At 64.8% G+C, this 25,756-nt stretch carries 21 protein-coding genes and 1 tRNA gene; 9 read left to right on the top strand and 13 right to left on the bottom strand.

Features of this window, described 5'->3' with window-relative positions; genetic code table 11:
* Positions 1 to 3 precede the first annotated feature (3 nt).
* From tsaE to trxA, 5 genes are all read left to right on the top strand, one after another.
* Entirely contained in the window at positions 4 to 1,533 is a 1,530-nt protein-coding gene (tsaE, locus tag ACFPFW_RS06415) for a tRNA (adenosine(37)-N6)-threonylcarbamoyltransferase complex ATPase subunit type 1 TsaE (RefSeq protein ID WP_114958429.1), read from the top strand.
* The gene (locus ACFPFW_RS06410; protein WP_379769902.1) at positions 1,530 to 2,243 is read left to right on the top strand and encodes a nucleotidyltransferase family protein; all 714 of its coding nucleotides are present in this window, start codon (positions 1,530 to 1,532) and stop codon (positions 2,241 to 2,243) included. The genes tsaE and ACFPFW_RS06410 overlap by 4 nt, the downstream gene beginning before the upstream one ends.
* Positions 2,224 to 5,334, top strand: coding sequence for a double-strand break repair protein AddB (gene addB, locus ACFPFW_RS06405; protein WP_162799780.1), 3,111 nt, complete (start codon positions 2,224 to 2,226; stop codon positions 5,332 to 5,334). Before ACFPFW_RS06410 ends, addB begins: the two co-directional genes overlap by 20 nt.
* A complete protein-coding gene (addA, locus tag ACFPFW_RS06400) occupies positions 5,331 to 8,771 on the top strand; it encodes a double-strand break repair helicase AddA (RefSeq protein ID WP_114958414.1) in 3,441 nt (1,146 codons plus the stop codon). The genes addB and addA overlap by 4 nt, the downstream gene beginning before the upstream one ends.
* Before the next feature lie 71 nt (positions 8,772 to 8,842).
* Positions 8,843 to 9,163, top strand: coding sequence for a thioredoxin (gene trxA, locus ACFPFW_RS06395; RefSeq protein ID WP_114958413.1), 321 nt, complete (start codon positions 8,843 to 8,845; stop codon positions 9,161 to 9,163).
* A gap of 55 nt (positions 9,164 to 9,218) precedes the next feature.
* On the opposite strand, the gene ACFPFW_RS06390 is transcribed toward trxA, so the two are convergent.
* The 11 genes from ACFPFW_RS06390 to aroA all read right to left on the bottom strand — a co-directional run bounded on the left by ACFPFW_RS06390 (position 9,219) and on the right by aroA (position 20,003).
* Positions 9,219 to 10,526 (bottom strand): bifunctional folylpolyglutamate synthase/dihydrofolate synthase, encoded by a 1,308-nt coding sequence (locus ACFPFW_RS06390; protein WP_114958412.1) that lies wholly within the window; start codon positions 10,524 to 10,526, stop codon positions 9,219 to 9,221.
* Positions 10,527 to 10,659: 133 nt separating this feature from the next.
* Complete coding sequence (accD, locus tag ACFPFW_RS06385) at positions 10,660 to 11,595, bottom strand: acetyl-CoA carboxylase, carboxyltransferase subunit beta (protein WP_114958411.1); 936 nt, start codon at positions 11,593 to 11,595, stop codon at positions 10,660 to 10,662.
* Between the two features lie 24 nt (positions 11,596 to 11,619).
* Positions 11,620 to 12,459, bottom strand: a complete 840-nt coding sequence (gene trpA / locus ACFPFW_RS06380; protein WP_114958410.1) for a tryptophan synthase subunit alpha — start codon at positions 12,457 to 12,459, stop codon at positions 11,620 to 11,622.
* Entirely contained in the window at positions 12,456 to 13,670 is a 1,215-nt protein-coding gene (trpB, locus tag ACFPFW_RS06375; protein ID WP_114958409.1) for a tryptophan synthase subunit beta, read from the bottom strand. The genes trpA and trpB overlap by 4 nt, the downstream gene beginning before the upstream one ends.
* A complete protein-coding gene (locus tag ACFPFW_RS06370) occupies positions 13,667 to 14,329 on the bottom strand; it encodes a phosphoribosylanthranilate isomerase (RefSeq protein WP_114958408.1) in 663 nt (220 codons plus the stop codon). The genes trpB and ACFPFW_RS06370 overlap by 4 nt, the downstream gene beginning before the upstream one ends.
* Before the next feature lie 61 nt (positions 14,330 to 14,390).
* Entirely contained in the window at positions 14,391 to 14,738 is a 348-nt protein-coding gene (locus ACFPFW_RS06365; RefSeq protein ID WP_114958407.1) for a LapA family protein, read from the bottom strand.
* A gap of 21 nt (positions 14,739 to 14,759) precedes the next feature.
* Complete coding sequence (locus ACFPFW_RS06360) at positions 14,760 to 15,050, bottom strand: integration host factor subunit beta (protein ID WP_114958406.1); 291 nt, start codon at positions 15,048 to 15,050, stop codon at positions 14,760 to 14,762.
* A gap of 36 nt (positions 15,051 to 15,086) precedes the next feature.
* A complete protein-coding gene (gene sppA, locus ACFPFW_RS06355) occupies positions 15,087 to 16,049 on the bottom strand; it encodes a signal peptide peptidase SppA (protein WP_114958405.1) in 963 nt (320 codons plus the stop codon).
* Positions 16,050 to 16,157: 108 nt separating this feature from the next.
* Positions 16,158 to 17,882, bottom strand: coding sequence for a 30S ribosomal protein S1 (gene rpsA, locus ACFPFW_RS06350; protein ID WP_114958404.1), 1,725 nt, complete (start codon positions 17,880 to 17,882; stop codon positions 16,158 to 16,160).
* Between the two features lie 160 nt (positions 17,883 to 18,042).
* Positions 18,043 to 18,666: a (d)CMP kinase gene (cmk, locus tag ACFPFW_RS06345; RefSeq protein WP_114958403.1), complete on the bottom strand. Its 624-nt coding sequence runs from the start codon at positions 18,664 to 18,666 to the stop codon at positions 18,043 to 18,045.
* Complete coding sequence (gene aroA, locus ACFPFW_RS06340) at positions 18,663 to 20,003, bottom strand: 3-phosphoshikimate 1-carboxyvinyltransferase (RefSeq protein WP_114958402.1); 1,341 nt, start codon at positions 20,001 to 20,003, stop codon at positions 18,663 to 18,665. The genes cmk and aroA overlap by 4 nt, the downstream gene beginning before the upstream one ends.
* 171 nt (positions 20,004 to 20,174) lie before the next feature.
* On the opposite strand from aroA, the gene ACFPFW_RS06335 reads away from it, so the two are divergent.
* Both ACFPFW_RS06335 and ACFPFW_RS06330 read left to right on the top strand, forming a co-directional pair.
* Entirely contained in the window at positions 20,175 to 20,597 is a 423-nt protein-coding gene (locus ACFPFW_RS06335) for a TIGR02300 family protein (protein WP_114958427.1), read from the top strand.
* A gap of 107 nt (positions 20,598 to 20,704) precedes the next feature.
* Positions 20,705 to 20,780, top strand: a tRNA-Ala gene (locus ACFPFW_RS06330).
* Positions 20,781 to 20,825: 45 nt separating this feature from the next.
* Here the strand turns inward: ACFPFW_RS06330 and ACFPFW_RS06325 are convergent.
* Positions 20,826 to 21,377: a class I SAM-dependent methyltransferase gene (locus ACFPFW_RS06325; protein WP_162799779.1), complete on the bottom strand. Its 552-nt coding sequence runs from the start codon at positions 21,375 to 21,377 to the stop codon at positions 20,826 to 20,828.
* A 55-nt stretch (positions 21,378 to 21,432) separates the two neighbouring features.
* Positions 21,433 to 22,404, bottom strand: coding sequence for a heparin lyase I family protein (locus ACFPFW_RS06320; protein ID WP_379769887.1), 972 nt, complete (start codon positions 22,402 to 22,404; stop codon positions 21,433 to 21,435).
* Between the two features lie 112 nt (positions 22,405 to 22,516).
* Between ACFPFW_RS06320 and ACFPFW_RS06315 the strand changes: the two genes are divergently transcribed.
* Both ACFPFW_RS06315 and ACFPFW_RS06310 read left to right on the top strand, forming a co-directional pair.
* Entirely contained in the window at positions 22,517 to 25,231 is a 2,715-nt protein-coding gene (locus ACFPFW_RS06315) for an ABC transporter transmembrane domain-containing protein (protein WP_114958400.1), read from the top strand.
* The gene (locus ACFPFW_RS06310; protein WP_114958399.1) at positions 25,228 to 25,722 is read left to right on the top strand and encodes a Crp/Fnr family transcriptional regulator; all 495 of its coding nucleotides are present in this window, start codon (positions 25,228 to 25,230) and stop codon (positions 25,720 to 25,722) included. Before ACFPFW_RS06315 ends, ACFPFW_RS06310 begins: the two co-directional genes overlap by 4 nt.
* Positions 25,723 to 25,756: the final 34 nt, after the last annotated feature.

Genomic DNA, 25,756 nt, shown 5'->3' with positions numbered 1-25,756 from the left:
GTGATGGTCGAGGTGGAGGAAGGAGCGCACCGGGTGGTGCTGGCCGATGAGCGGGCGACCGCACGGCTCGCGGCCGCTTTGGCGCCGCTGCTCGCTCCCGGCGACCTCGTCACTTTGTCCGGCGATCTCGGCTCCGGCAAGACGACCTTCGCCCGCGAGGTAATCCGCCTCCTCGCCGCCGATCCGGATCTCGACGTCCCGAGTCCGACCTTCAGCATCATTCAGACCTATGAGGCGGCGCGCGGCCTCGTCGTTCACGCCGACCTTTATCGCGTCGGCGATGTCAGCGAATTGGCCGAGATCGGCTGGGACGAGGCGGGCGCGACCTCGATCCTGCTCGTCGAATGGCCCGAGCGGGCGGGGGGGGAATTGTCCGGCGAGCGCCTGGCGCTGCGCTTCGAACTCAACCCGAGCGATCCCAACCGCAGCCGTTACGTCACTATCGAACCCTATGGTCGTTGGCCGCAGCGTATCCAGCGGGCGCTCGAGATCGCGGGATTCCTCGATGCCGCCGGCTGGTCCGGCGCGCGTCGCATCTACCGGCAGGGCGATGCGTCGTCGCGGCGTTACGAGCAACTGATCGACCATGGCCGTTCAGCCATCCTGATGGACTCGCCGCGCCGTCCCGACGGACCGGCGATCCGCAATGGCCTGCCTTACAGCCGGATCGCCAGGCTTGCCGAGGATGTCGTGCCGTTCGTCGCGATGGCGAACGGGCTGATCAGGCAGGGCTTCTCCGCTCCGAAGATCCTGGCCCAGGACCTCGATCGCGGTCTCCTGCTGGTGGAGGACCTCGGCCATGAGACGATGCTGATCGCCGGTATGCACGTGCCGGAGCGGATGCAGGTCGCAACCGACGTCCTGGTCGAGCTCCACGTCGCCGATCTGCCGCGTGATTTGCCGGTCGAGGACGATTTCTACACGATCCCGGATTACGATCTCGAAGCGCTGCTCGTCGAGACCGAGCTTCTTGTCGACTGGTATCTGCCGCATATAGGCCGAAGCATTTCTGCTTCGACCCGTGCGGGCTTTCTCGATCTCTGGCGGGCCGTCCTTGCGCCGGTGACGGAAGAACCCGCAACCTGGACCCTGCGCGACTACCATTCGCCGAACCTGATGTGGTTGCCCGACCGCGACGGTCTGAGGAAGATCGGCCTTCTCGACTTTCAGGACGCTGTCATCGGCCATCCGGCCTACGATCTCGTCTCGCTCCTTCAGGATGCGCGGGTCGACGTGCCCGAGCAGCTCGAAATGTCGCTGCTCTCGCGGTATATCGGCGATCGTCTGGGCCTCGATCCCGCGTTCGAGCCGACCCAGTTCGCCCGTGCCTATGCCGTACTCGGCGCACAGCGCGCGACGAAGATCCTCGGCATCTTCGTCCGCCTCGCCGCCCGCGACGGCAAGCAGGGCTATCTTCGTCACATTCCGAGAATAATGGCCTATCTCGACCGCGATCTTTCCCATCCCACCATGGCGGATCTGCGCGACTGGTATCTGGCCGCCCTCGGCTCGTTCGATGTGAAGACGTCATGATCCGTAAAGCGATGGTTCTTGCCGCCGGGCTCGGCACACGGATGAGACCGCTGACGCTGACGAAGCCGAAAGCACTGGTTGAAGTCGCCGGAAAGCCGCTTGTCGATCATGTGCTGGACCGGCTTGTGGAAGCTCGAGTCGAGACGGCCGTGGTCAATGTCCACCACCACGCCGACCTGCTGGAAAAGCACCTGAAAGGCCGCAGGAAGCCGAAGATCGTCGTCTCCGACGAGAGGGGCGCTCTGCTGGACTCCGGCGGCGGTCTGAAGAAGGCGCTGCCCCTGCTCGGCAAGGACCCGTTCCTTTCGATCAATGCGGATACGATCTGGATCGAGGGGTTCAAGCCGAATCTCCTGCGGCTCGCCGATTATTTCGATCCCGAGCGCATGGACGGTCTACTGCTTCTCGCTTCGACCGCGACGAGTTGCGGCTATGACGGGCGCGGCGACTTCCTCGTCGATCCCGAAGGCCGCCTGGAAAGGCGCACCGAGCGGCTGGTGACCCCTTTCGTCTATGCCGGCGCGGCTGTGTTCCGGCCCGAACTCTTCGCCAATACGCCGGACGGCCCATTCTCGCTGAACCTGCTTTTCGACAGGGCAATCGAGCAGGGCCGCCTGTTCGGCTTGCGCCTGGACGGCTTGTGGATGCATGTCGGAACGCCCGAGGCCATTGCCGAGGCGGAGACCTGCTATGTCGAAAGCGTCGCCTGACGCGCGCAGCCGGGCGAACGTCCTGACGGTTCCGGCTGGCGTCCCGTTCCTGGAGACGATCGCCGACGATCTTCTGCGGGGCGGGCTGTTGCCGGGCGTCAGGCTCGATGTCGATCCGCTCGGCCTCGCCGATGTCGCAATTTATCTCCCGACCCGCCGTGCTGTCCGTGAACTTGAGGCGATCTTCACCGAGCGGCTTGGCGGCGCGGCGATCCTGCCGCGCGTTGCGGCGCTGGGCGATTTTGGCGAAGAGGACGACCCGTTTGATAGTGACGCGGACGGATTGCCGGGACCGCAGGCCGCCATCAGCGAGACGGAGCGGCGGCTGGCCCTTGCCGACCTGATCCGGGCATGGGCGCGGAGCATTTCTGGTGCGCTCCGGGGCGATGCGAGCGAGGTGGAGCTGATTTCGACCTCGCCGTCGGAGGCGATGTCGCTCGCGATCGAACTCGGCGGGTTGATCGACAGCTTCGAAACCGAGGGCGTGGCTTGGGAGAAGCTGGCCGGCCTCGTGCCGCCGGAGCATGACAGGATCTGGGAACTGACCACGCGGTTCCTGAACATAGCGGCTGAGGTCTGGCCGGCGCGTCTGGCGGAGCGCGGCCTCATCGGTGGCGCGGCCCGGCGGAACAAGCAACTTACCGCGCTTGCCTCGCGGCTGGCGGAGAACCCGCCTTCGACACCGTTCATCATCGCCGGCTCTACCGGCTCCAATCCCGCGACGGCGGAACTGATGAAAGCCGTCGCGCATCTCCCGCTCGGAGCGGTCGTGCTGCAGGGTCTCGATACCGAGGCGAGCGACGACATCTGGAAGGAGATCGGTGGCAAACGGGATGCCGGCCCGGTGCTGCCGCAGACATGGACACACCCGCAATACGGTTTCCATCGCCTGCTCGAAAAACTCGACGTGCAGCGTGGTGAGGTCGGTGTTCTCGGTAAGGAAGACAGAGCCCGCGACGCCCGCCGTGCGCTGGTGTCCCGCGCGCTGCTGCCGGCCGACCGCACCGACGAATGGGCGAATAGTCCGCTGCCTTTGGGACCGGCGCTCGATGCAGTGACGCTGATCGAGGCGGCCAACGAGCGGGAGGAGGCCCTCGCGATCGCGCTGGCTCTGCGCGAGACGTTGGAGGAGCCGGACAGGACGGTCGCGCTCATCACCCCCGATCGGACTTTGGCCCGTCGGGTCGTCGCGGAACTGAAGCGCTGGGATATCCACGCCGAGGACAGCGCCGGCCGGCCGCTCGCCGACAGCCAGGCCGGCATCCTCGCTCGCCTCGTGGTCGAGACGGCCGTCGGCGATCTCGGACCTGCGGAACTGCTGGCGCTGTTGAAGCACCCCGACGCCTGCTTCGGCATGGACGGCAAGGCCCGCCATCGTGCGGCGGGTGTGCTGGAAATCGGCGTTCTGCGCGGACCCGCGCCCCCGCCTGGTGCAAAGGGTTTGCGCGAGGCGATTGCACTCGCGCGGCTGCCGGCCGGCGAAGACCGGCACATGCACCAGAGTCGCCGTGAGCTCGCGGCCGAAAGCTGGACCCTGGCCGAGGATCTGGTGGCGCGCCTGGAACAGGCGCTCGAACCCCTTTGCGCGCTCGGCCGGGGCGGCAGGGAAACGCTGCTGGTCGATTTCCTCTCGGCGCACCGCGAGGCGCTGGCCGCCGTTGCGACAAAAGCGGAGGAGGCGGAGGTCGATCCGGATCGCCTGGCGCTCGGCGCGTTTTTCGACGAGGCTCTCGCGGCGTCCACCCGGATGCGGCTGCGCCTTGTCGATTATCCGGCCGTCTTCAAGACCATGCTGCGCGGGCGGACCTCGCGGCCTCGCCGTCCCGGTCATCCGCGCCTGCGCATTCTCGGTACGCTCGAAGCGCGCCTGCTCGGCTTCGACCGCACCGTGCTCGGCGGACTTATCGAAGGCGTCTGGCCGCCGCAGACGCGCAATGACGCCTTCCTCTCCCGGCCGATGCGAGGCGCGCTCGGCCTGCCGCCGCCGGAATGGCGCGTCGGTCTGTCGGCACACGATTTCGAACAGGCGCTCGGTGGTGGCGATGTCGTGGTGACGCGGGCACTGAAGGCGGGCGGCGCGCCGACCGTCGCCGCACGCTGGTTGCAAAGGTTGGCGGCGGTTTCGGGCGAGGCGTGGAAGCCGGTGAAGGCACGCGGCGAGACGCTGCTTGCCTATGCCTCGGCGCTGGACGAGGCGGAGACGAAACGTATCGGCGCCCCGGCCCCTTGCCCGCCGACTGAGCTTCGGCCGAAGCGGCTTTCGGTGACCGAGATCGAGACCCTGATCCGCGACCCCTATGCGATCTACGCCCGCCACGTACTGAAACTGCGCCCGCTCGACCCCGTCGGCACCGGCCCGGAAGCGTCGGATCGCGGCACGATCGTGCACGGCGCGCTGGCCGAGTACGTCGAGAAGGAAGACCCGTTTGCACCCGACGCGGTCGAGCGCCTCTGTGCCATTGGCCGCGAGGCGTTCGAGCCGATCTGGGACTATCCCGATGTCCGCGCGCTGTGGTGGCCGCGCTTTGAGCGCATCGCCCGCTGGTTCGTCGACTGGGAGCGCGAACGACGGAGGAAGATATCCGGCACGTTCCTTGAACGCAGCGGCAAGATAACGTGGACGACCTCCGCCAAGCGGGAATTCACGCTCAGTGGACGCGCCGACCGCATAGATAGCGTTCACGGCGGCTATGCGGTGCTGGACTACAAGACCGGCCGCGCGCCGACCGACAAGGAGGTCGGCAGCGGGTTCGCGCCGCAACTGCCGCTGGAAGCGGCGATGCTCGCGGCGGGCGCCTTCGATGATACTCCGGCGGGCGGCACGGCTGATCTGATCTATGTCCAGCTTTCGGGGCAGGCTGAGCCAGGCAAGTCCCGGTCAGTCGCGGTCAAGGATAAGACCGCAGCCGAGGTTGCGGACGAAGCTCTGGCGGAACTCAAGACGCTGATCGACCGCTTCGAAGACCCGATGCAGCCCTATCGCTCCGGCACGCATCCGAAATTCAAGCGACGCCCGAATGGCGATTACGACCATCTCGCACGTCTCGCGGAATGGTCGCTCGCGCCCGATGCGGACGAGGGTAGCGAGTGAACGAGCGGCTCCAGCCAACCCAGCTGACGCAGGAGCGGCAGCGACGCGCCTCCGATCCAGGCGCTTCGGCCTGGGTCGCGGCCAATGCCGGCTCTGGCAAGACCCGGGTGCTGTCCAACCGTGTCATCAGGCTCCTGCTCCACGACGTCGAACCATCGAAGATCCTCTGCCTGACCTTCACAAAGGCGGCGGCGGCGAACATGTCGAACCGTGTCTTCGGCGTCCTCTCGGAATGGGCGACGGCTTCCGACGAAGCCTTGGACAAGGCGCTGCGGGATATCGGCGAACCGGCCGGAAGCCCCTCGCTTCGTCGCCGGGCGCGGCGGCTGTTCGCTCGTGCGCTGGAGACCCCCGGTGGGCTGAAGGTGCTGACCATCCACGCCTTTTGTGAAAGCGTGCTGCATCAGTTTCCGTTCGAGGCCGGCGTACCAGCAGCGTTCACGGTGCTCGACGATCGCCAGCAGGCGGAGCTTGTCGCTGTGGCGAGGCACGACATGCTGAGCCGAGCCGCCGACGGGGATGGACCGATCGGCCGGGCATTGTCGCGACTGATTGTCGAAACCAGTGACGGTTCGCTCGCGAAGGCGCTCGATGCGGTGCTGCGTGACGGCGAAGGCCTGACTGAACTGATGCGGCCGAACGGCGAGGATGCTTCGGCGCGCGTCTCGCGGCGGCTGGCTCTGGCGCTAGGGCTCGGCGACAACGAGAACTGCGAGACGATAAACGCACGCGTCCTCGACGAGGCGATCGAGATCGCGTCGTGGTCCGAGATCATCTTCTGGCTGTCAGGCGGCGGCCCGAACGACAACAAATTGGCCGATTGCTTTCGCGCGGCTCAGGCAGCGAGCGATGATGACGCGCGCCGCGCCGTCTATCTCGGTCTCTGCCTGACCAAGGGAAAGACCCTACGTTCGCGAAATGCGCTGGTCACCAAGGCGCTCCGCGCGTCGAGGCCTGATCTGGCGCAACGGATCGACGACGAATTCGAGCGGTTGGCGGGCCTGCTCGAACGCCGCAACGCCGCCACCGTCCGTGAACGCACCGAGGCGCTGCTGACCATCGCCGACGCGATCTGGCACCAATACACGGTCGAGAAAGCGCGACGCGGCGCGCTTGACTTCTCCGATCTCATCACCAAGACCGGCGCGCTGATCCGTAACGCCGGCGCGGCCTGGGTGCATTTCAAGCTCGACCAGGGCATCGACCATGTCCTGATCGACGAGGCGCAGGACACCTCGCCAGAGCAATGGGAGATCGTGCGCGGGCTGACGCAGGAATTCACGGCGGGGCAGGGGGCACGGAATGTCGTCAGGACTGTGTTCGCAGTCGGCGACGAGAAGCAGTCAATCTTCGGCTTCCAGGGCGCGGCTCCGCAGGAATTCGTCGGCACGCGGCGGTTCTATTCGACCGCCTATCAGGCGGCGGGCATGGACTTCCACGCGGTCGAGCTGACTCAGAGCTTCCGTTCGACGGCCGACGTGCTCGGCGCGGTCGATCTCGTCTTCGCTCAGCCGGCAGCCTACCGTGGTCTTTCGTTCGACGAGGTCGAGACTGTCCACGAGACGGCCCGTCCTGATGCGCCGGGGCGGGTCGATCTCTGGCCTTTGGTCCTCGCCGACGAGCGTGTCGACAGCGACCGCGCCTGGGACGCGCCATTCGACGCCGTGTCGGAGCGGAGCCCGGTGGCCCGGTTGGCGGACCGCATCGCGACTTCGGTGCAGGGCTGGATCGCGGGGCGCGATGTTGCCGGGCCGTGCACCCCGGTTCCGCCAGGGGAAATCCTTGTTCTGGTTCGCAGCCGTGGAACCCTGTTCGAAGCGATCCTGCGGGCGTTGAAGAATGCCGGCGTGCCGGTCGCCGGCGCCGACCGCCTGGACGTCGGCAAGCATATTGCGGTACTCGACCTTCTCGCTCTGGCTGATGCGGTGCTACTCGCCGAGGATGATCTGGCGCTGGCCTGTGTGCTGAAGAGCCCGCTGTTCGGCTTCGACGATGACGATCTCATGCGCCTCGCTCCAGGACGCATAGGCAGCTTGCGACAGGCGCTCCGCATATCGGCGGAGGCGAAGTTCGCGATTGCGGGTGAAAGACTGGATCGCTGGACCGCGTCGGCGCGGCATCTCCGACCGTTCGATTTCTACGCCGCGATCCTCGGCGCGGAAAGCGGTCGCCGCGATTTCCGCGCACGGCTCGGCGGTGAGGTCGACGACGTGCTCGACGAGTTCCTGCGTCTTGCGATGACCTATGGCGAGACGGAGACGGCGACGCTCTCGGGCTTCGCCGCCTGGATGCGCGAGGCGCCGGCAGTCATCAAGCGCGATCTCGATACCGGCGGCAGCGAAGTTCGGGTCATGACTGTGCATGGCGCCAAGGGTCTCGAAGCGCGCCTCGTCGTACTGGCCGATCTCGGGAAGCCGCGCGCCGCGAGCCTCGCTCCGGCCGTGTTCCATGTAGATGACCTGCCATTGTGGGCTGGGAAGAAGGCGGACGATCCACCTGCGCTTCAGGCGGCGCGCGAGGCAGAGGATATTCGCGAGCAGGGTGAGCATCGCCGGCTGCTCTATGTGGCCATGACCCGTGCCGCGGATCGGTTGATCGTCACCGGTCATCTCGGCGATCCCAGAAAGAAAGAAGCTCCCGAAGGCTCTTGGTACGCGCTGATCCGATCGGGTCTCGAAGAGGTCAGCGAACCGATCCATGTTCCGGCCTTCGACGGCGATATCCGGATATTCCGCAAGACGCCCGAACGAGCAGTCGCGGCGCGTTCCGCTGTCCCTGAAAAACCGGCGATCGACCTGCCCGGGTGGCTAAAACGGCCATTGGCGGCCGAGCGACCCGTGGCCGAATGGCTGGCGCCGTCGCGTGCGCTGCCGCATCTCTTCGAGGTCGAGGTGGAAGCCGCCGCGAGCCCCGCTCGCAACCGGGGCACCCTGCTGCATCGTCTGCTCGAAGAACTGCCCAGGCTTTCGCCGAACGACCGCACCCCGGCGGCGGAGCGCTATCTTGCCCGGGATGCGGGCGATTGGCCCCAGGCCGACCGGCTGGCGCTGATGAACGAAGCTTTGGAGATCGTCTCCGATCTCACCCTGCTGCCTCTGTTCACTGGTCCGGGCCGCTCGGAAGTGCCGGTCGCGGGCGAGATCGCCCGGTTTGGTCGCCCGCCAGTGCTCGTCTCGGGGCGCATCGACCGACTCGTCATCGAACCCGAGCGCGTGCTGATCCTCGATTTCAAGAGCGACCGTCCCGTGCCCGCCGCTCCGCCGGAATCCTATGTCGCCCAGCTCGCGCTTTATCGCGCTGTGCTGGCAAAGGTTTTCCCCGGCAAGGTCATCGAGGCGGCGCTACTCTGGACCAAGACGCGCCGCCTCGATGTGCTCGGCACAAACCGTTTGGACGCAGCACTGGACGGCGTACTGCGCATGCACCGCATTCCTTGACGCTCGAATGACGGCTTCCTACCTTTCGTTCAACTTCGCCGAGATTCTCGGCCAAATGAGGTTTTCAGATCATGGCAACCGTGAAAGTTACCGATTCCAGCTTCGAGGCTGACGTACTCAAGTCGGACATTCCCGTCGTCGTCGACTTCTGGGCTGAATGGTGCGGTCCCTGCCGCATGATCGGTCCGGCGCTCGAGGAGATCGCGGGCGAAATGGCCGGCAAGGTCAAGGTCGCCAAGGTCAACGTTGATGAGAATCAGGCCATCGCGGCCCAGTTCGGCATCCGTTCGATCCCGGCCCTGATGGTCTTCAAGAACGGCCAGAAGGTTTCCGACCACGTCGGCGCTGCCCCGAAGGCTCGCCTCCAGCAGTGGATCGACAGCGCGGTTTGATCGCCGGGAACGCCAAAAAGAAGAAAAGGCCGGCGTTTCGCCGGCCTTTTTGTCATCAGACCGGTGGCGTTCCGTTCAGGGCGAGGACCTCGCCCGCGAGGTAGAGCGATCCGGTGATGAGGACGCGAGGCGGCAGATGGCCTTCCTCGACTATCACCGACCGGAGCGCGTCCTCAATTGAATCGTGAGGTCGCGCCGGCAGCCCTGCCCAGTCGGCAGCTTCGGCGACTTCGGCGGGGCTGCGGCCGGCATCGCTCGACGTGATCGGCACTGCATGGACGCCCGCGGCAAGCCCCCGGAAGGGTTCGAAAAAGCCCTCGGAATCCTTGGTGTTGAGCATGCCCGCCACCAGGATCAGCGGGCGGCCGACGCGCTCTTCCAGCTCGCCCATGGTCGCCGCGACGGCGCGGCCGCCATCGGGATTATGGCCGCCATCGAGCCAAAGCTCGGTCTCCGGGGGGAGCAGGTCGAGCAGATTACCTTTGGTCAGGCGCTGCAGGCGCGCCGGCCAGTCGACATTCAGCAGGCCCGCCTCGATATGCGCCCCGGTGATGCCGAGCTCTGGCAGGGCGCGGAGGGTCGCGATAGCGGCACCGGCGTTCTCATATTGATGGCGGCCGCGCAGGCGCGGCAACGGCAGGTCGAGCAGACCGCGTTCGTCCTCGAAGACGAGGCGTCCGCGTTCCTCACGCGATTGCCAGTCCTGGCCAGAAATCAGCAACGGTGACCGGGCGACGCCGGCGCAGGCCTCGATCGTGTCGCGGACCGACGGTATCTGCGCGGCGATGATGGCGGGGACGCCACGCTTCAGGACGCCCGCCTTCTCGATGGCGATCGCCTCAACGGTCTCGCCGAGATAGCTCGAATGATCCATCGACACCGGCGTGATGATCGACGCCAATGGTCTATCGACGACGTTGGTGGCGTCGAGTCGGCCGCCAAGGCCGACTTCCAGCAGGAGCACATCGGCGGGGCGCCTCGCGAAAAGAACGAAGGCCGCCGCCGTTGTGATCTCGAACTGGGTGATCGCCTCGCCGTTATTGATCCGCTCGACCTCTTCGAGCGTGGCCACGAGCGCCTCCTCGTCCACCAGCTTGCCATTGAGGCGGATGCGCTCGTGGAAGCGAACGAGATGGGGCGAGGTGTAGACGTGGACGCTCTTGCCCGAGGCTTCCAGCATTGCGCGCAGGAAAGCGACGGTCGATCCCTTGCCGTTGGTGCCGGCGACATGGATGACCGGCGGCAGGCTCCGCTCCGGATTGCCGAGGGCATCCAGGAGGCGGGTCATCCGGCCGAGCGAAAGGTCGATTACACGCGGATGCAGGGTCAGCAACCGCGCGAGAATGGCGTTGCTGTCGTTCATTTCGGGATCAAAGCCTCATCCTGAGCCGGGCCGAAGGCCCGTGTCGAAGGATGGTCAAGAATTTGGAGCCTGTCGCCATCCTTCGGCGCGGACGCGTACCGCGTCCGGCTCAGGATGAGGCTGAACTGGAGATTCACTCGGCGGCGCGCGCCTCGAGTTCAGGCAGCTCTTCCTCGGTCACGACATCGGTATCGCGGATCGGTTCTGCAACCTGAAGCGCCGGTGCCTTGGTCAGGATACGGCAGAGGCGAGCGAGTGTCGGGCGGATTTCGTGGCGATGCACGACCATGTCGACCATGCCGTGATCCTTGAGATATTCCGAGCGCTGGAAGCCCTCGGGAAGCTTTTCGCGGATCGTCTGCTCGATAACACGCGGGCCGGCGAAGCCGATCAACGCGCCCGGCTCGGCGATCTGAACGTCGCCTAGCATTGCGTAGGACGCGGTGACGCCGCCGGTCGTCGGATTGGTCAGAACGACGATGTAGGGCTTCTTCGCCTCGCGCAGCATCTGCACGGCCACGGTCACGCGCGGCATCTGCATGAGGGACAGGATGCCCTCTTGCATACGGGCGCCGCCGGAGGCCGCGAACAGGATGAACGGCGCGCCGCGGCGAGCAGCTTCTTCGAGGCTCGCGATCAGTGCCTCGCCGGCGGCCATGCCGAGCGACCCGCCCATGAATTCGAAGTCCTGGACGGCGATGACGACTTCAAGGCCGTCGAGATCGCCAACGCCCGCGCGCACGGCGTCCTTCATCGAGGTCTTGGTGCGGGCGTCCTTGAGACGGTCGACGTATTTCTTCTCGTCGCGGAACTTCAGCGGGTCCGGGACGACGTCGCGGAACGACAGCTCGTCCCATTCGCCATTGTCGAACATGCTCTTCAGGCGCTGCTCGGCGCCCATTCGCATGTGATAGCCGGAGCCGGGGATGACCCAGAGATTCGCCTCGACATCCTTATGGAAGACGAGCTGTCCCGTATCCGGACATTTGATCCAGAGATTCTCGGGGACTTCGCGTCGCGTAAGCAGGCCCTTGATGCGAGGCCGGACGACGTTGGTGATCCAGTTCATGGCTTCACTCACTCCCTAGCCCTCTTATTCGGCTGCGATGGCCCGGGCCGCCCGCACCCCGGCGGCCAGTGACGAAACGAGTTCCGTGACGGTTGAAACCGTCTTTTCCGTGGCACGGCCGTCCGCATCGAGGGTTGTTCTTACCGCTTCCACAAGCGCCGAGCCAACAACCACGCCATCGGCGCCTTCTGCAACGGCGCGGGCATGTTCGGTCGTTTTCACACCAAAGCCAACCGCGACCGGAAGTTCCGTGTGCCGCTTGATGCGGGCGACCGCCGTCGCAACGGCATCGAAGTCCGGGGTGGCTACGCCGGTGATGCCGGTGACGGAGACATAATAGACGAAGCCGGACGTGTTGCCGAGCACGGTCGGCAGGCGTCTGTCATCGGTCGTCGGCGTCGCGAGGCGGATGAAGTTCAGGCCTGCTCTGAGCGCGGGCAGGCACAACTCGGCGTCCTCTTCCGGCGGCAGGTCCACGACGATCAGGCCGTCGACGCCGGCGTCGAGTGCATCCTTCAGGAAGCGGTCGACGCCGTAGATGTAGATCGGATTGTAATAGCCCATCAGGACGATCGGCGTGTCGCGATCGCCCTGGCGGAAGGCGGCGACGAGGTCGAGCGTTTTCCTAAGTGTCTGGCCACCCTTCAGCGCCCGGAGCCCAGCCGCCTGGATAGGCGGGCCATCGGCCATCGGGTCGGAGAACGGCATTCCGAGTTCGATGACATCGGCACCGGCATCTGGCAGTGCCTTCAGGATGGCGAGCGAGGTCTCGTAACCGGGGTCGCCCGCCATGACGAAAGTGACGAGCGCGGAACGGCCTTCGGCCTTGAGGGCCGCGAAGCGGCTGTCGATGCGGGTCGTCACAGCTTCGTCCCCATGATCTCGGCGACCTGCGGTACATCCTTGTCGCCGCGTCCGGACAGGTTCACCACCATCAGGTGATCCTTCGGCTTCGTTGGGGCGAGGTCGGCCACCTTGGCCAGCGCGTGGGCGCTTTCGAGCGCCGGAATGATGCCTTCGAGGCGTGAGAGAAGGCCAAAGGCCTCAAGCGCCTCGTCATCGGTCGCGGTGAGGTATTTCGCGCGTCCGGTATCCGCCAGCCAAGAATGCTCCGGCCCGATGCCCGGATAATCGAGGCCCGCTGAAATCGAATGGCCTTCCTCGATCTGGCCGTCGCCGTCCATCAGGAGATAAGTGCGATTGCCGTGCAGGACGCCCGGCCGTCCGCCGTTGATCGATGCTGCGTGCAGCTTGTCCAAGCCATGCCCGGCCGCTTCGACGCCATAGATCTCGACGGAAGGGTCGTCGAGGAACGGGTGGAACAGGCCCATCGCGTTCGAGCCGCCGCCGACGCAGGCGATCAGGCTGTCCGGCAGGCGGCCTTCGGCTTCCTGCATCTGCTCGCGGGTCTCGCGGCCGATGATCGACTGAAAGTCGCGGACCATGCCCGGATAGGGATGCGGGCCGGCGACCGTTCCGATGCAGTAGAAGGTGTCGTGGACGTTGGTGACCCAGTCGCGGAGCGCCTCGTTCATGGCGTCCTTCAACGTCTTCGCTCCCGACTGGACCGGCACCACCTCGGCGCCGAGCATCTTCATGCGGAACACGTTCGGCGCCTGACGTGCGACGTCGACCGCGCCCATGTAGACTACGCATTTCAGACCGAAGCGCGCGCAGAGCGTCGCCGTGGCAACGCCGTGCTGACCGGCCCCCGTCTCGGCGATGACGCGCGGCTTGCCCATGCGCCTAGCCAGCAGGATCTGGCCGAGCACATTGTTCACCTTGTGGGAGCCGGTATGGTTCAGCTCCTCGCGCTTCAGGTAGATCTTGGCGCCGCCGAAATGCTCTGTCAGCCGCTCGGCGAAATAGAGCGGGCTCGGTCGACCGACATAATGGGTCAGGTGGCCGTTCATCTCGGCGTAATAGGCCGGGTCCGCCTTCGCGTCGGCATAGGCCTTTTCGAGATCGAGAATAAGCGGCATCAGGGTCTCGGCGACGAACCGTCCGCCATAGATGCCGAAGCGGCCGTTCTCGTCGGGCCCCGTGCGGTAGGAATTCGGCTGCTGAACGTTCACAGGGCTCTCTCCCGCCGCACCGCGCGCGCGGCCGCGATGAAGGCGCGTATCTTATCCGTGTCTTTCACGCCGGGCGCGCTCTCGACCCCCGACGATACATCGACCGCCATCGCATGGGTCATGCGGATCGCATCGGCCACGTTGTCGGGATCGAGACCCCCGGAAAGCATAAAGCCGAGTTCCGGGTCAAGATCGCGCAAGAGACTCCAGTCGAACGACCGTCCGTGTCCGCCCGGCCGGTCGGCGCCTTTCGGTGGCTTCGCGTCGAACAAAATGCGATCCGTCAGCGAGAGATAGAGCGCAAGCTGGCCAAGATCATCCTGCGAGGCGATTGGAAGCGCCTTCCAGATCTCGGTGTCCGGATAGCGCGCGTGGACCTGCCTCAGAAAATCCGGGCTCTCCGAACCATGGAACTGCAGCGCGTCCGGCGCGACCTTGCCCATGATCTCGTCAAGGCGGGGCCAGTCCGGATCGACCACGAGGGCGACGGTCGTGGCGCTACCCTTCGCGTGAGCGACGAGTGTCGTGGCACGATCGATCTCGACGTTGCGCGGGCTCTTCTCGAAGAAGACGAAGCCGACATAGTCCGCCCCCGCGTCGAGGGCGGCGTCGAGCGTTTTGAGCGTGCTCAGTCCGCAGATTTTGACTTCGACTGACATGGCGGAACCTCTCACATGGACGCCGGGCTTTGTCCATGTGCGCCGCGATCGGGAGAGACCCTTAGCGGCCGTTCCCGCGCATATAGGGTGCGGGCAGATTGTCCGCATTGCCCGAGGTGCGGCGAAGTTCGGCGGCTTCCTTTTCCAGCCGACGGACCTCGCTCCTGCCATGCCGCGCCTCCCGACGGTAGCGGCCCTGTCGCACCCAGTCGGCGATACCGCCGACGATCACGCCCAGCATGATCGCCAACAGGATGACGAGAAACAACGGAAGCTGGATCGAATACGCCGAGACGTCCGGCGTGAACGGATCGAGCGAAAGCGTGACCGGCGTGCGGTTGGCGACCGCAAGCAGGATCAGAATGCCCGCGAGCGGGATCACGACGATGGCCGTCAACAGATTACGCACGCGGGTGAGTCCTGGTTTGGCTTAGCTAGCGGACTCGCGATTGAGCCGCTGCCGCATTTCCTTGCCGCTTTTAAAGAAGGGAACGGCCTTTTCCGAGACCGAAACATGCGCGCCGGTACGCGGGTTCCGGCCCATGCGGGCGGGGCGGCTTTTCACAGAAAACGCGCCGAAGCCACGCAGTTCGACCCGGTCCCCATGCGACAGTGCTTCGGAGATCGTGTCCAGAATGGCGTTCACAACATTTTCGATGTCGCGTTGATAGAGATGCGGGTTTGCGGCGGCGACACGGCCGACGAGCTCTGATTTGATCACGTTGCCTGCCCTAAGTTGCGGATATTGTTAATGTTTTTACCGATAAAGCGAAGGGTGCCAGATAGCGACTAGGCCGTCAAGCGCGTGAAGGTCCATCGAGCCACGAAGCTGCTGTGCGAGCACGGGAAAACCGAGCGCGTCGGCCAGTCCGGCGATGGCGCTGCGCGCGAAACCGAGGTCGCTTAGCGTGCCGCCGGAAGGCGCCCAGTCCCGCACTGGAAGCGAGGTCGAGATGCCTCTCGTCTGCTGCAGCCAGGCGCGCGCCTCTGTGTCGCCGCCGATCTGGTCGATCAGCCCAAGCTCCAGCGCCTGCCGGCCGGTGAAGGCACGGCCGTCGGCGACCTTGTCCAGCGCTTCGCCATTCAGGTTCCGGCGCTCAGAGACGATGCCCTTGAACCAGGCGAACGAGTCCATGATCAAAGATTCGAGAGCGGCGCGGGCTTCCGGCGTGGTCGGAGATGTCATGTTCGGCGCAGCCTTGAGAGGCGCACTCTTCACCTCCTCGACCTTGATGCCGAGATTGCCCAGCAGACCGGAGACCTCCGGATACTGGGCGAGCACGCCGATGGAGCCGGTCAGCGAAGTCTGGCGGGCAATGATGCGATCGGCGGCGAGGGCGGCGATATAGCCGCCGGAAGCGGCGACCGAGCCGATGACGGCAACGACCGGCTTCTTGGCCGAGAGCGCGCGGATATCATCGTAGAGCTCTTCGGACGCGGTGACGCCGCCGCCGGGACTGTCGATCTCGATCAGCACGGCGGTCGCGCCGCTCTTGCCGATCTCCTCGAACATCTTCTCGCGCTTGTCCGAGCCGAGGATCATGCCGTTGAGATTGACCCGGGCAACATGGGTCGAGGTCTTGGTCGCGCCGATGCCGGTAACCTGCCAGCCGACAGCAATAACGGCGACCGCAAGCAGGACAAGCGCGGCGATCCGCCAGAAGGAGACCCGGCGGCGAAGGCGCCTGCGTTCGACGATCTGATCAACATCCACCGGCATCACGCACCTCCGAACCAGCGGATTATTCTAACGAAAAAAGGCTCGCCGGGAAAACCCGGCGAGCCTGCATTCTTTTGTCATCCTCTGGTCAAGCCAGGGGCGACCACCTCACTCCTCGTCGGACGACTCGGCGCGCTGCTTGAGGGCGGCGCCGAGAATGTCACCGAGCGAAGCACCGGAGTCGGTCGAGCCGTACTGTGCGATCGCTTCCTTCTCCTGGGCGACTTCCATCGCCTTGATCGAGAGCGAGATCTTGGACGCCTTGCGGTCGAACAGGGTCACGCGGGCATCGACCTTCTGGCCGACCGAGAAGCGCTCGGGGCGCTGATCGGCACGGTCGCGGGCGAGATCGGCGCGACGGATGAAAGCCTGCAGGCCGCCGTCGACGAGCCTGACCTCGATGCCGCCGTCCTGGACCTCGATCACCTCGGCGGTGACGATGGCGCCCTTCTTCACTTCGCCGGTCGAAGCCTCGTCGAACGGATTGCCGCCAAGCTGCTTCACGCCGAGCGAGATGCGCTCCTTCTCGACATCCACGTCGAGGACCACGGCCTTGACCATGTCGCCCTTCTTGTAGTCCTCGATCGCCTGCTCGCCCGGACGGTTCCAGTCGAGGTCCGACAGATGGACCATGCCGTCGACGTCGCCTTCGAGACCCAGGAACAAACCGAACTCGGTCTTGTTCTTGACCTCACCCTCGACCTCGGTGCCGGGCTTGAACTTCTCGGCGAAAGCTTCCCACGGATTCTGCAGGGTCTGCTTGAGGCCGAGCGAGATGCGGCGCTTGGAAGCGTCGACCTCGAGCACCTGCACTTCGACTTCCTGCGACGAGGAGACGATCTTGCCAGGGTGCACGTTCTTCTTGGTCCACGACATTTCGGAGACGTGGATCAGGCCTTCGATGCCCGGCTCCAGTTCCACGAACGCGCCGTAGTCGGTGATGTTGGTCACACGGCCGGTGAGGCGTGCGCCGACCGGATACTTGGCCTCGATGCCCTCCCACGGATCGGCGAGCAGCTGCTTCATGCCGAGCGAGATGCGGTGGGTCTCGTGGTTGATCTTGATGATCTTGACCTTGACCGTCTGGCCGATGTTCAGAACTTCGGTCGGGTGGTTCACGCGGCGCCACGCAATGTCGGTGACGTGCAGCAGGCCGTCGATGCCGCCGAGATCCACGAACGCACCGTAATCGGTGATGTTCTTGACGACACCGTCGATGACCTGACCCTCTTCGAGGTTCTGCACCAACTCCTGACGCTGCTCGGCGCGGGTCTCTTCGAGAACCGTGCGGCGCGAGACGACGATATTGCCGCGGCGGCGGTCCATCTTGAGGATCTGGAACGGCTGCGGAATGCCCATCAGCGGACCGACGTCGCGGACCGGACGGATGTCGACCTGCGAGCGCGGCAGGAACGCCACGGCGCCGTCGAGGTCGACGGTATAGCCGCCCTTGACCTGGTTGAAGATGACGCCTTCGACCTTTTCGTTGGCGTTGAAGGCCACTTCGAGCTTGACCCAGCTCTCTTCGCGGCGGGCCTTGTCGCGGCTGATGACGGCTTCACCGAGCGCATTTTCGATGCGCTCCAGGTAAACTTCGACTTCGTCGCCGACGCTCAGGCCGTGATCGCGGCCGTGGCCGCCGAATTCACGGAGTGCAACACGTCCCTCGGTCTTCAGGCCCACGTCAATGACCGCGACATCCTTCTCGATGGCGGTGACGGTTCCCTTGATGACCGAACCCTCCGACATGTCGTTGTCGGCGAAGCTCGCTTCGAGGAGAGCGGCGAAATCCTCGCGGCTCGGGTTACGGGTGGCGGTAGCAGTTGCGTTCATGTGGTGTGGTTGTCCTTCAGCACCGGCGGTTTGTGTTGCGATACGCCCCGGTCCGCCCAAACATGGACCGCTGCCTTGAAGGCGGGCGGGCCGGCGCTCAGACGGCGGATCGGGACGCGTGGTCAGTTCCGGATGGCGAATGCCGGGCCTTGAGCCCTGGCTATTTGCCCACGGCATCGACAATGGCGATAGCCGCGCGGAACGCGGCGTCTATATCGAGTTCCGTGGTATCGAGCAAGCGCGCGTCCTCTGCGAGACGCAGGGGCGCGACCGCGCGATGCATGTCGCGGTCGTCCCGTTGCCGGATATCGGCCAGAACATCTTCGTATGTGGTGTTGACGCCGCGGCCCGCAAGCTCGGTGTAGCGGCGGCGCGCGCGCTCCTCGGCCGAAGCGGTGACAAACACCTTCACGTCGGCATGCGGGCAGATGACGGTGCCGATGTCGCGGCCGTCGAGAACTGCCCCCTGCGGCCGAGCGGCGAAGTTCCGCTGCAGGTCGATGAGCGCCGCGCGGACCGGCTTCAACACCGCGACGACAGAGGCGGCCTCGCCCATCGCCGCGCCGCGCAACGCTTTTTCGTCGAGTCTGTCGGGATCGAGCGTCCGCGCGGCTTCGACCGCATGGTCTTCGTCGGAAAGCGGCAGGCCGGCATCGAGGAGCGCCTTGGCGACCGCGCGGTAGAGAAGGCCGGTATCCAGATGGGCCATGCCATAATGGGCGGCGAGGCGCTTTCCGAGCGTGCCCTTTCCTGACGCCGCCGGTCCGTCGATCGCGATGATCATGCGCCGATCTTGGCTCCGAGGCCGGTCATCAGGCCGGTGAAGGCCGGGAAACTGGTCGCGATCATATTTGCGTCATCGATCGTGACCGGATCCTCTGTCGCAAGACCCATGACGAGGAAGCTCATCGCGATACGATGATCGAGATGGGTCGCGACCGGACCGCCGCCGGTAACCCTGGTGCGGCCTTCGACGGTGAGATCGTCTCCCGAAATGACCGCGTCCGCCCCGCAGACGAGCAGGCCGTCCGCGATCGCGGCGAGACGGTCGCTTTCCTTCACGCGGAGCTCGGCGAGCCCTTTCATCCGGGTCGTGCCCCGGGCGAAGGAGGCGGCGACCGCGAGCACGGGATATTCGTCGATCATCGACGGTGCGCGTTCCGGCGGAACGTCGACGCCGTGAAGCTCGGAACCGCGAACGCGGAGATCGACCACGTCCTCGCCGCCTTCCGAGCGACGGTCGAGCACTTCGATGTCGGCGCCCATTTCGAGGAGGGTCGTCAGGAGGCCGGTGCGGAGCGGGTTGTCCATCATGCCTTCGATGACGACGTCCGAGCCCGGCACGATCAATGCCGCGACCAGCGGGAACGCCGCCGAAGAGGGGTCCGCCGGAACGACGATGCGGCTTGCGCGGAGTTCCGGGCGGCCGCCGAGGACGATGCGGCGGCCATGCTCGCCTGAAGGCGTGACTTCGATGTCGGCGCCGAAATGAGCCATCATCTTTTCGGTATGATCGCGGGTCGCCTCGCGCTCGATGACCGTGGTGCGGCCCGGCGAGTTGAGGGCCGCAAGCAGGACGGCGGACTTCACCTGTGCGGATGGCACTGGGGTTTCATACGAGATGGGCAGCGGGTCCTGCGTGCCCCTGAGCGTCAGCGGCAGGCGGCCGCCCTCCGCCTGCACCGTGACCTCCGCGCCCATCCGGACAAGCGGGTCGAGGACGCGGCGCATCGGCCGTTTGCGGAGGCTGGCGTCGCCGTCGAAGGTCGCGGAAATGCCGTGGCCGGCGACGACGCCCATCATCAGGCGCGAGCCCGTGCCGGCATTGCCGAAATCGAGAGGTTCACGCGGCTCAAGCAATGAGCCGACGCCGACGCCGGAAACGGTCCATGAACCCTCGCCATGGCGCTGGATCTTTGCGCCGAGTGCGGCGCAGGCACGACCAGTGGCCAGTACGTCCTCGCCTTCCAGAAGGCCCTCGACCTGGGTCTCGCCAACCGAAAGCAGGCCAAAAATCATCGCGCGGTGGGAGATCGACTTGTCCCCAGGCACCCGGACCCTGCCCTTCAGCGGACCCGAGGGGCGGGCGGTGAGGGGGGTGGGCGCAGCGGAATGGGACACGGCGTCGGCCTTGGTTCAGGGGAGGCGGCTGCGTCTATCACAGGCCTGTCATCCCCGCTATGCTTTGGAAGGCGCTTTTGACTCTTGCCCTCGATCCGCAGTCTCTCTACTTGACAGCCCAGACCCGGCGCGTCAGGAAGCGCCCCTTCAATTCACATAGCGGTGTTGCTCGTGGCTAAACCCGAACTCGGAACCAAGCGAGTCTGTCCGACGACAGGCCGCAAGTTCTACGATCTGAACAAGGACCCGATCATCTCGCCGTATACCGGCATGGTGGTCCCGCTGGCGGCAGTGGCCGTATCGCGTGGTCGCGGCGTTGCCGCGGCTGCAACCCCGGCCGATACGCGGCCGGATGCGGGCGAGGAACTGCTCGACGCCGAGGCCGGCGATGTCGAGCTGATCAGCCTGGAAGATGCCGACGAGGACGAGAACGCCTCGGGCAAGAAGCAGGTCGCGGCCGACGAAGACCTCGAGATCGAGGACGAGGAGATCGCCGCCGATGATGACGACGATACCTTCCTCGAGGAAGAGGACGAGAACGTCGGAGTCGAGGATCTTCTGGACGCCGACATCGCCGACGATGAAGAGGCTTGAGGTTCCACGCGATCTGTGGTTCTAGAGCGCTCCGTTCCGGGCCGGTGCTTCGTCGCTGAGTTCGGAACGGATCACGCGCCGGTCTTCCCGACACCGGCGCCCAGTGTGGGGCCATAGCTCAGTTGGGAGAGCGCTTGAATGGCATTCAAGAGGTCGTCGGTTCGATTCCGATTGGCTCCACCAATTCTCTCTGTTGATCGCTGAATAACCGAATCAGCCCGTTGCCGATCAGCGCACGACGCGCAGGCGCCAGACGATGTCCTTGACGACATTCGTCAGTTCGACCTCGTCGAGGACGTCCCAGCCGGCGTCGAAATGATCCCAGAGCTGTCGCGTCATGCCGCCGAGGCCGCCCTCCGGCCTGTGCTTCTGATACATCGACACGATCATCACGCCGTCCGGTTTGAGGTTGGCCCGGAAGCGGTCGACCGTTGCGGCGGGGCTCTCGGCGAAGAACAGGACTTCGTTGAAGACAACCGCGTCGAACTGCTCGTCGGTGCGGTACGATTCGAGGCTGCCTTCCGCGAGTTCGTCGCGCGTCCGGTCTACGGGCGCCTTGGCGAGAGCGCTCGGAGAGATGTCGAAGCCGACATAGCGGCCGACCCGCGATCGATCGAGGAACGGCAGGAGAAGGCCCTCGCCGCAACCAGCGTCAAGCACGCTCCCGTTTTCGAGGAAGTGGTGGACGTAGCCCGAGACGATGCCGAAGCGGGCTACCTCTTTGATCGCCCTCAAATGTTCCCAGCGCCCGGCGCGATATTGCTCGTCCCAAGTATCCATGACGCTCTTGTAACAAAGCGCCGTGCGAGGTCCAGCGCGCGCTATGACGCGCGGGTCAACGAATCGTGCCGCAGAGCTCAGGTCCGGCGACATCGGCGCATTGCGGCCCGCGTTTGAAATCCCGGTAGAAAATCGTCCACGGTACGGACTGGCCCGCGCGATAAGGGCCGAACTTGAAATATTGATGCTCGTCGAGGCCCGGCCCCTGATGGCCGACATGACCTTTCACAGTTGCGATCCACTTTCCGTTCGCCGCGATCTCGATGTGGCCGTCACCCGAAGGGCCCGGCTTCACCATGAAGACGAAGTCGATCCAACCGGCATCCGCGGGCGGCAGTTCGTTGCCGCGCAGCGTCACTTGCAGATCGGCCGTGCAACCATTGTAGCCGCGCACCGGCGGATTGCCGGGGATGGGTCCGGCGACTGCGAGAATTCTGACCTGGTTATAGTCGTCCGGTTCAGATGCGAGCGCTTCGCCGGGCTTGCAGCCATCGGGACGCTCCGGCGTGCCGATCGGCTCATATGACGCCTCGTCGGTATCGACGGTCATCAGGAGGCGACCTTCGAGAAGGCGCAGGCCGAGAAAGGGACTGTAATCACCCTCCGCCCCCGGGATGATCTCCCGCTTCCATTGCGCCATGACATAGCGGTGCCGGACGGTCGGAACAGGACGATCCAGCATCATGGAAAATGCGTACCAAAGCGGTTTGTCGTAGAGCGCCAGGACCGCAGGCTTTTCCCAGACTTCGGCCCGCTCGCTGCACGACTTCTTCTCGGTCACGCATTTGGCTTCCACGGAAAGTTTCAGCGCCTTATGCCCGTCGGCCTCGCTCTGAAAAGTGACCGTGCCGGCGCTTTGCTCCTCGTTCTTCTTGTAGAAGAGCCCACCTTCCGGCGCAAAATCGCTGCCTTGGAGGCTATCGTAGAGCTTGAGCTGAGATGTATCCTCAGCCAGCGCCGTCGCGGAAGAAAAGACAGAAATCAACAGGGCCGCCGCGGACCGGCGCACCGACATCGCGTAAGACATTCACCCCCCCTATGTGCCGTACGGACAGCCGCCGTCCCGCCCGAGTTTGAATAAGCGCGAGCAGAAGACTACTTTTACTACGGCTCGCGCGGCTTGAAAGGCGCAAAGCGGATTGTACGGCAGCTTCTTCCGATATGTCTGGCGCCACAGCCGGCGCGAACAGATCTTCGTGCTGGCCTTCGTGGTCGGCTCGCTGCCGTTCTATTGGTGGTCCCTCGACGTCCCGAAGCGGATCGTCAACGAGGCGATCCAGGGTAGCGCGTTCAACGGCAAGACCGAGGCCGAGATATTCTCGATGTCGTTGGCCCTGCCGGATTATCTCGGCGGATACCACTACACGATCACCGACGGATTTTCCCTGTCGCAGCTGCCCTACCTCTACGCGCTGTGCATGTTGTTTCTGTTCCTGACGCTGGTGAACGGCTGGTTCAAATACGTCATCAACATCAGGAAAGGCATTCTCGGTGAGCGCATGCTCCGGCGGCTCCGTTTCGAGCTGTTTTCTCTCGTGATGCGGTTCCGGCCGGAGGACATTCGGACCACCAAGGCATCCGAAGTCACGGCGATGATCAACGAGGAAGTCGAGCCGATCGGCGGCTTTGCCGGCGACGCGTTCATCACTCCGGCCTTCCTCGGATTGCAGGCTGTGACCGCGATGATCTTCATCATCGCGCAGAATGTCTGGCTGGGTCTCGTCGCCTTCGCCGTGATCGCGGTGCAGGGCTTCGTCATACCGAAGCTTCGTCGCGAGCAGATAAGGCTCGGCCGCATGCGGCAGCTGGAGTCGAGAAGGCTCGCGGGACGGCTCGGCGAGATGGTCGATGCGGCACCGGCGCTGCATGTCTATGGCGTCGTCGGTCACACCGCGGCGGAGATAAGCAAGCGGCTTGGTACCGTCTTCGACATTCGGCTGAAGCTCTATCGCCGCAAGTTCGCGGTGAAGTATCTCAACAACCTGCTCGCGCAGTTGACGCCCTTCGTCTTTTACCTGCTGGGCGGCTATCTGGCGCTGAAGGGCCGGCTCGACATCGGCCAACTCGTCGCCGTCATCGGCGCGTATCGCGACCTGCCGGCCCCGATCAAGGACCTGATAGACTGGGACCAGCAGCGCGCCGACGTCATCGTCAAATACGAGCAGGTCGTCGAGCAGTTCACCAAGGACATCCTGTTGCAGCCGGAGCCGGAGGAGGCGCCGGAAACGATCGCTCCCGATGCGCCGATCACGACCGTCGCGCTGCGGGTCGTCAGCGGTCGCGGGGTGGTCCAGCTCGACAGACTTTCGACCGTGCTCAACCGGCCGAGCCACATCGCCCTCGTCGGCCCGCCGGGCTCGGGCCGCGATATCCTCGCCAAGGTGCTCGGTCGTCAGGTCACCGACTACCAGGGAACGGTTTCCATTGGAGACCGCGACCTCGCGACCATGTCCGACCGGGAGGCGAGCGGCTTCATCGTCTACGCGTCGAGCGATCCCCACGCGATGTCCGGCTCGATCCGCGAGAACCTGCAACTGGCATTGAGGCGCTCCAGGCCGGCGGACGAACTCGACCAGGATGATCCAAAGGCCCAGTATTGGCACGACGAGGCGCTGCAGAGCGGCAATCTTTCGGTCTCCCCGAGCGCGGACTGGATCGATTACGCGGCCGCTGGCATCGAGGGTCCGCAGGATCTTGACGGCGCGCTGATACGAGCCCTGCGCGTCGTCAACGGCTATGACGAAATCTTTCGCGTGGGCATTGCGAGCCAGCTCGGCGACGACATCGGCGACGACCTCAAGCAGCGCATCAAGGGCGTGCGCGAAGCCCTGCTGAAGCGGTTCGACGAGGCGGGTCTCATGGGCGTGATCGAGCGCTTCGAGCCGGACACGTACAACAGCAATGCCACGATCGGCGAAAACCTGCTGTTCGGCGTCGCAATCGGCGAGCGGTTCAAGCAGGAAAACCTCGCCGAGGATCCGTTCGTTCGGCAAATCCTCGCGGCCGAGGCCCTGACCGATCCACTGACCGATATCGGGCTCCGCATTCTGGAGACCGTCGTAGATGTCTTTACCGGCATGTCGTCGGACAACCCGCTGCGCGAAAGCTATGCCTTCGTCGATGAAAACGAGATCGACGATCTCTGGCGTATCGCGCAATCGACATGGCGCCGGGGCCAGAGGCGGAAACTGCCGGCCTGGGTCCGCGACCGCCTCATCAGCTATGCGCTGATGTATATCGAGCCGCGCAATCGCCTGAACCTAATCGACGAGAGGTTGACCCAGCGTCTGCTGCGGGCGCGGGCGAGCTTCCGCGAATATTTGCCGCCGGACGCGGCCGGCGAGATCGAGTTCTACGATCCCAACAATCTCATGCCGGCGGCGTCGATCCGCGACAACCTCCTGTTCGGCCGTATCCGCTCCGGCAAGGCACATGCGCGCTCGAAGCTGCTCGGGGTCATGGCCGAGGTCCTGAAGGAAAAGGATCTGGAAGGCTTTGTCGTGTCGAAGGGCCTCGATCAGGAGGTCGGTCCTGCCGGCCGCCTGATGACGCCGTCGCAGCGCGCCACGATCCAGCTCACCCGGACGATGCTGCGTCTGCCCGATGTCCTGATCCTCGACGGCGCGCTCGCCAGCTTCCCGCCGTCCGAAGTAAGATTGATCCTGAAGAACATTCGCGAGGCGATGAGCGAAAAAACCTTGATTGTCACCATGTCGGACGACGATGATTTCGGAGACTTCGACATCGCCCTGACGTTCGAAGGTGCAAAGCTTATATCTACGCAAGGAGGCGAGGAGGCCGAAGCGCCCCAGCCCAAGAAGGCGGAAGACGTTCCGCAGGAGGCAGCACAATGACGATCGACACCGAAGTCTGTGCCCTACAGAAATTTCGGATGTTTTCGGAAGTTGAACCGGGCAAGCTGAAGCTTCTCGCCATGGTCAGCGACCGTGTGACGTTCCAGCCCAATGAGGTGATCTATCACCAGGGCGACGCGTCCGACGCCGTCTACATCGTCCTGAACGGCGAGTTCAAAGTCTCGCTCGACACCAAGTCCGGAGAGGTCGCGTTCGCCGAGCATATCCGTGGCTCCCTGCTCGGCGAGGCCGGCGTGCTTTGCGGCATGAGCCGTGGCGTGACGATCACCGCCCAGACCGAGCTCACAGCATTGCGCGTCGAGCGCGATACGTTTCTCGGGTTGATCAAAGAGTCGCCCGCGTTCAATCTTGCCGTGATGAAAGAACTTGGCCGTCAGATCATGGACCTCAACGTCATCTGCGCTGATCTCGTCAGACGCATGCCCAAAGACCTCGCTCCGGCCGACGTCGCTTCGATCCGCGCATGGTAGTCGCTGGGCCCGGCAGATCGACTGAGGCCCTATG

Source organism: Flaviflagellibacter deserti (assembly GCF_042652085.1).
In the GTDB taxonomy this organism is placed as follows: domain Bacteria; phylum Pseudomonadota; class Alphaproteobacteria; order Rhizobiales; family Methylopilaceae; genus Flaviflagellibacter; species Flaviflagellibacter deserti.
This window is presented reverse-complemented; position numbering and strand designations above follow the sequence as displayed.